This window comes from Roseateles sp. P5_E11, assembly GCF_054049355.1.
This window is the reverse complement of record NZ_JBFUMO010000354.1, coordinates 1-6,150: the sequence shown is the minus strand read 5'-3', so window position 1 is coordinate 6,150 and position 6,150 is coordinate 1. Positions and strand designations below refer to the sequence as shown.

Genomic DNA, 6,150 nt, shown 5'->3' with positions numbered 1-6,150 from the left:
TCGACAGTCAGTTCGAGACGCTGGAGTCGCCCGTCGGCGAGCCGGGCGTGCTGCACCTGGATGCACTCGCCCCGCTGGACCAGTTGCAGGCGCAGGTGTTCGCCTGGTTGCAGAGCACAGCATGAGCGCGCGCCCGCTCACTCGGCGCGAGATCGTCGGCTACGGCCTGGGCGACATGGGGTTCAACTTCTACTGGACCAACATCTCGACCTTCCTGCTGATCTTCTACACCGACGTGTTCGGCATCACCGCAGCCGCCGCCGCGACGATGTTGTTCGTCATCAAGATCTTCAACGCCTTCACCGACCCCATGATCGGCGCCTTCGCCGACCGCACGCAGACGCGCTGGGGCAAGTTCCGGCCCTATCTGCTGTTCATGCCGCTGCCGCTGGCCGTGATCGGTGTGCTGACCTATTCCACGCCCGACTTCGGCCCCACGGGCAAGCTGGTGTGGGCCTACGTGACCTACCTGCTCTTGATGACGGTCTACACCAGCGTCAACCTGCCCTACAGCGCCTTGTCGGGGGTGATCTCGGGCGACGCGCGGGAGCGCAATGCTGTCAACGCGTCCCGTTTCGTCTGCGGCTTTGCGGGCGGCACCCTCGTCACGGCCGTGTCGCCCCGGCTGGTGGGCTGGTTCGGCGGTGGCGACCCAGCCCTGGGCTGGACGCTGACCATGGTGTTCTGGGGCGTTGCCGCCGCACTGATCTTCGCCTTCACCTTCAGCGCGACGACCGAGCGCGTCCAGCCGGTACAGGCCGAGCCCTCCAGCGTGCGCCAGGACCTGGCCGACCTGCGCAGCAACCTGCCCTGGATCCTGCTGTTCTTCCTGGCGCTGATCATCATGCTCAGCATCACGCTGCGCATGACCAGCGCGGCCTACTACTTCAAGTACGTGGTCAACCGGCCCGAGCTTCTGGCCACCTTCATGCCGGCCTACCTGCTGGCCGCGGCGGCCGGCACGGCGTGCACGCCCTTCCTCACTCGCTTCATCGACAAGCGCAAGCTGCTGATCGGGTTGATGCTCGCTTCCACCGTGCTGTCGATGGCCTTCCTGTTCGTCGACGCCGATCAGATCGCGCTGATGTATGCGCTGCAGATCGCGCTCGGTCTCGTCCTCGGCCCGAAATCGCCGCTGTCCTTTTCGATGCTGGCCGATTCGGCCGACTTCAACGAATGGCGCAACGGCCGCCGCGCGACGGGCATGACCTTCGCGGCCAGCTCGTTCGCGCAGAAGCTCGGCACGGCTGTCGCCGTCGGCGTCATCGGCACGCTGTTCACGGCGCTGGGCTATGTGCCCAACGCGGTGCAATCGGCCGACTCCCAGGCCGGCATCGTCTGGCTGATGTCCGTGATCCCGGCCGGCTTCACGCTGCTGGCCGCCGTCATCATGGTCTTCTACACGCTGGACAACCCCACCATGGCGCGCATCCAGGCCGACCTGGCCGCGCGCAAGTTCTCCACTTCACCGGTCTGACGCCCATGCTGCGACACCTCGATGACGGCGAGCGCTGCGAGCTCACCAGCCCCACCGCCCTGCCCCAGGCCGCCGGCTTCCTGTGGAACCGTCGCATGATGATCCAGGTGACCTGCCGCGGCTACGCCACCGCGCAGTTCATGCAGCCCGAGCCGGCCAAGTACGCCCATGCGCCCAACCTGGAGGCCAAGACCTTCATGCAGCCGGAGCAGGCCTACTACGCCCACCACCCCGGCCGCTTCGTCTACGTGAAGGACGAGGACACGGGCGAGCTGTTCTCGGCGCCGTATGAGCCGGTGCGTGCGCCGGTCGACAGCTTCAGCTTCGTCGTCGGCCGGTACGACCTGAGCTGGACGGTGGAGCACCTCGGCCTGCGCGTGGAGATGGCGTTAGGCCTGCCGACCGACGATGTCGTCGAGCTGTGGGAGGCTCGCGTCACCAACCTTTCGGGCCGGCCACGGCGCATCAGCGTCGTGCCCTACTTTCCCATCGGCTACATGTCGTGGATGAACCAGTCGGCCGAGTGGCGCGCCGACCTGGGCGGCATCGTGGCCAGCAGCGTGACGCCCTACCAGAAGGTGGCGGACTACTTCAAGAACCTGCAGCTCAAGGACAAGACCTATTTCCTCTGCGAGTGCCCGCCCGATGCCTGGGAAGCCAGCCAAGGCGCGTTTGAAGGAGAAGGCGGCTTGCACCGGCCCAGCGCGCTGCAGGCCGAGCAACTGGCCGGCGGCGACGCTCGCTACGAGACACCCGCCGCTGCCATGCAGTACCGGCTGGCGCTGCGGCCCAATGAGAGCAAGACCTACCGCTTCCTGTTTGGCCCTGCGCTGGACGACGCCGAGATCGCCAGCGTGCGCGAGACCTACCTCAGTGAAGCCGGCTTCGCCCGCGCCCACGCCGCCTATGCCGACTACATCGACAGCGGCCGCGGCTGCCYGCGCATCAAGACACCCGATGCCGACTTCGACCGCTTCGTCAATCACTGGCTGCCGCGCCAGGTTTTCTATCACGGCGACGTGAACCGGCTCAGCACCGACCCGCAGACGCGCAACTACCTGCAGGACAACCTCGGCATGGCCTATATCGCGCCGAGCGTCACGCGCGGAGCGCTGCTGCACGCGCTGAGCCAACAGGCCGCCAACGGCTCGATGCCGGACGGCATCCTGCTGATCGAAGGCGCCGAGCTGAAGTACATCAACCAGGTACCGCACACCGACCACTGCGTTTGGCTGCCTGTGTGCCTGCAGGCCTACCTGGACGAGGCGGGCGACTTCGCGCTGTTGGATGTAGTGGTGAACGACCTCACCGTCGCCGAACGGCTGGACGCCGCCATGACCTGGCTGCAGCAGGACCGCGACGCGCGCGGCCTGAGCTACATCGCCCAGGGCGACTGGTGCGACCCGATGAACATGGTGGGCTACAAGGGCCGTGGCGTGTCGGGCTGGCTCACTGTGGCGGCCGCCTATGCGATGCGGCTGTGGAGCAGCATTTGCGCCGACGCAGGCCGCGCCGAGCAAGCCGCGCATTGGCAGGCGGCGGTCAACGAACTGAATGCCGCCGCCAACCGCCACCTGTGGGACGGCGACTGGTTCGCCCGCGGCATCACGGACGACGGCGTTGTCTTCGGCGTCAGCGCCGACACCGAGGGCCGCATCTACCTCAACCCGCAGTCCTGGGCCATGCTCAGCGGTGCCGCGAGCGGCGAGCAGCGCATGAAGATGCTGGCCGCCATCGACGCCCAGCTCGACACGCCACACGGCATGGCCATGTTCAACCCGCCCTACTCCGGCATGCGCGACGATGTGGGCCGCGTCACGCAGAAGCACCCCGGCTCGGCCGAGAACGGCGCGGTCTACAACCACGCCGCCAGCTTCTACGTGCATGCGCTGTACGACGCCGGCGAGGGCGACCGCGCCTACAGCGCGCTGCGCCGAATGGTTCCGGGCCCTGACGAGGCCGACTATTCGCAGCGCGGCCAGTTGCCGGTCTTCATCCCCAACTACTACCGCGGCGCGCACCAGCAGTTCCCGCGTACGGCCGGCCGCTCCAGCCAGCTGTTCAACACCGGCACCGCGGCCTGGGCMTATCGCTGCGTCATCGAAGGCTTGTGCGGGCTGCGTGGCCACGCGCAGGGGCTGTCAGTGAGGCCGCAACTGCCCGACGGCTGGGACCATCTCAACGCCGAGCGCGAGTTCCGCGGTGCGCGCTTCAAGCTGCGGGTGCGCCGCACGGGCACGGCTTGCATCCATCTTGATGGTCAACCGTTGGCCGATGACTTGGTGCGCAATATCGAAGCCGGGCGCGAGTACCGGCTCGACGTTGAGCTGGGGAACCGCTCCAAGACGTGATTTCGCTGGAGGCGCATCAAGTCGCTGATGGTCGAGCAGGTTCCGTGATGCTCAGGGGGCGACGTGCGTGTGGTAGATCTTGCTGATCACGATCCACTTTCCATCGACCTTCAGCAGATGGAAGAAATCGGTGAAGCAAAAACCGGAGACGTCATTGGTGTCGATGCGGGCGCTGGCGGCGGTGCCGACGATGTCGACTCTGACGATCGCAGCTTGCGCTTCGGGCGAAGGACGAAAGGAACTGTCGATCCCGTCGAACAAATTCTGAATTGCACCACCCGACAGCTTGCCGTCCGCGCCGAGGCCAAAGATGGTTGCCTGGTCGCTGAAGGCGGGCTTCATGATGCTGCTCTTGGCCTGCTTGCAGCCATCGTTGTACTTGTTCAGCACCTCGACGATCGCGTGGTACTCCTGGACGTAAACAGGTTTGCTCATGATTTGATCCGGGTTGAGGTTGGGAATTCAATGGGCTCCAGACACGGCGTTKGAACCCGGGGCAGCGACGCCGCCCGCGACTACAGCGGTTGAGCGTGCAGCACGCCGCCGGCATGCACGAAGTTGYCGCCACCGAGGTGGTGGATGGTCTGCAGCGCCACGTTGTCATCGCGAAACAACCAATGTCCGTTCGCGAAGATGCGTTCGTCGGCTGCGGCCGCAACCACCTCCGCGAAGCAGGTGTCGTAGGCATCCTCGGTATGCGGTTCGCGAATCAGTCGGCATTCAAGCCAGGCGGCGCAGCCCAACTCGATCAGCGGCACGCCGAATGCCGGACCTTTTCTTGCGGCGATTCCGTGGCGAGCGAACTTGTCGATATCGCGGCCGCTGGCACTGCCGACGGCGTAGGTCAGGTCAACCAGCGCCGCACCCGGAAGGCAGAGGCCGAACGCACCGCTGGCCGTGACGAGTTCGCGCGTATGAGTACGCTTGTCGATGACGACGGCAACGCGCGGCGGTGTGAATTCAACTGGCATTGACCAAGCGGCAGCCATCACATTGCGGCGCTCGCCGTCCGCACTGGTCACCAGCACGGTTGGGCCGTGGTTGATCAGGCGGCTGGCGTGCTCTAGCGCAACCGGTCGGAAATGCTCGTTCATGGTGCTTTTGGATGGAAGCAGGAAAAGTGAACCCCGACCCGGGAGCCGGGTAAGTCGAATCACCGACGCGCGTAGTCCTCAGCGGGCTTGTCGGTCGGACTCACCCAGGCGGCCTTTGTCTCTTCAGAGGCCGGCAGATTGACGGCGGTGTTGGTGGGCGGGATCGGCTTCATGAACCACTTGTCGTAGAGCTGCGCAATCTCGCCGCTCTTCATCAGGCCTCGCAGCGTGTTGTCGATGCTTTGCTTGAAGGCGAGATCGTCCTTGCGGATCATGATCGCGATCGGCTCCACGCCGAGCACCTCGCCGACGATTCTGAAATCGGCCGGATTGCGCGACTTGGCAATGTTGCCGGCCAGCACTTGAGCGTCCATCACGAAGGCATCGGCACGCCCGGAATCGAGATTGAGCATGCTGTCGGTGTGGTCCTTGCCGAAGATCTCCTGGAACTCGACGCCCGCGGCCTTTTGGTGCTTGCGTAGGAGCAGCACGCTGGTCGTGCCGGTGGTCGTCGCGACCTTGCGGCCGTTCAACTGACTGATCGACTGAATGCCTGAGTTCGCCTTCACGGCGATGCGGATTTCCTCGACATAAGTGGTGAGGGCAAACGCGACCTGTTGTTGGCGGGCGGCGTTGTTGGTCGTTGAGCCGCATTCGATGTCGACCGTACCGTTTTGCAGCAGCGGCGTCCGATTGGCCGACGACACGGGTTGGTACTTGATGTCCAGCTTTGCGAGTCCAAGCTGCTTCTGGATGTCGGCCAGCGCGCGATGGCACAAGTCGATGTGAAAACCGACGTACTTCCCGCCACCGATGGTGTACGACAAGGCGCCCGACGATTCGCGCACGCCCATCGTCACGGATCCCGTTGTCTTGATCTTCTGTAGCGTGTCCGCTTGAGCCGCGCAAGCGCTGGCAACGGCGATGAGGGCAAGAACCAGAATCTTCAATTGATTGCTCCTGTCTGGCGATTGGCGACCGACTACTTCGCGAACAGCATCGCGATGTCGGCAAAGGCCTTGAACTCCAGCGCATTGCCTGACGGGTCGAGGAAGAACATCGTTGCCTGCTCGCCGGGTTCGCCCTTGAAGCGGATGTAGGGCTCGATCACGAACTCGACGCCGGCCACCTTCAGGCGCGTGGCGGCCGCCTCCCAGTCGGCCATCGGCAGCACGATCCCGAAGTGGCGCACCGGCACGCCGTGGCCATCGACTGCATTGCGCTGTGC

At 65.0% G+C, this 6,150-nt stretch carries 6 protein-coding genes; 2 read left to right on the top strand and 4 right to left on the bottom strand.

Translation table 11 applies throughout. The features are described 5' to 3' along the window. The first annotated feature begins 121 nt into the window (after positions 1–121). Both ACXJKR_RS21665 and ACXJKR_RS21660 read left to right on the top strand, forming a co-directional pair. Entirely contained in the window at positions 122–1,477 is a 1,356-nt protein-coding gene (locus ACXJKR_RS21665) for an MFS transporter (protein WP_056194894.1), read from the top strand. A 5-nt stretch (positions 1,478–1,482) separates the two neighbouring features. Beyond that, complete coding sequence (locus ACXJKR_RS21660; RefSeq protein WP_457324580.1) at positions 1,483–3,828, top strand: GH36-type glycosyl hydrolase domain-containing protein; 2,346 nt, start codon at positions 1,483–1,485, stop codon at positions 3,826–3,828. 51 nt (positions 3,829–3,879) lie between these two features. Here ACXJKR_RS21660 and ACXJKR_RS21655 read toward each other — a convergent pair whose 3' ends face one another. From ACXJKR_RS21655 to ACXJKR_RS21640, 4 genes are all read right to left on the bottom strand, one after another. Then, complete coding sequence (locus tag ACXJKR_RS21655) at positions 3,880–4,263, bottom strand: nuclear transport factor 2 family protein (protein ID WP_457324579.1); 384 nt, start codon at positions 4,261–4,263, stop codon at positions 3,880–3,882. A gap of 80 nt (positions 4,264–4,343) precedes the next feature. Then, positions 4,344–4,922, bottom strand: coding sequence for a flavin reductase family protein (locus tag ACXJKR_RS21650; RefSeq protein WP_457324578.1), 579 nt, complete (start codon positions 4,920–4,922; stop codon positions 4,344–4,346). 59 nt (positions 4,923–4,981) lie between these two features. Beyond that, positions 4,982–5,872, bottom strand: coding sequence for an amino acid ABC transporter substrate-binding protein (locus ACXJKR_RS21645; RefSeq protein ID WP_457324577.1), 891 nt, complete (start codon positions 5,870–5,872; stop codon positions 4,982–4,984). Positions 5,873–5,904: 32 nt separating this feature from the next. Further along, on the bottom strand, positions 5,905–6,150 hold a 246-nt coding region (locus tag ACXJKR_RS21640; RefSeq protein ID WP_457324576.1), incomplete at its 5' end, for a VOC family protein.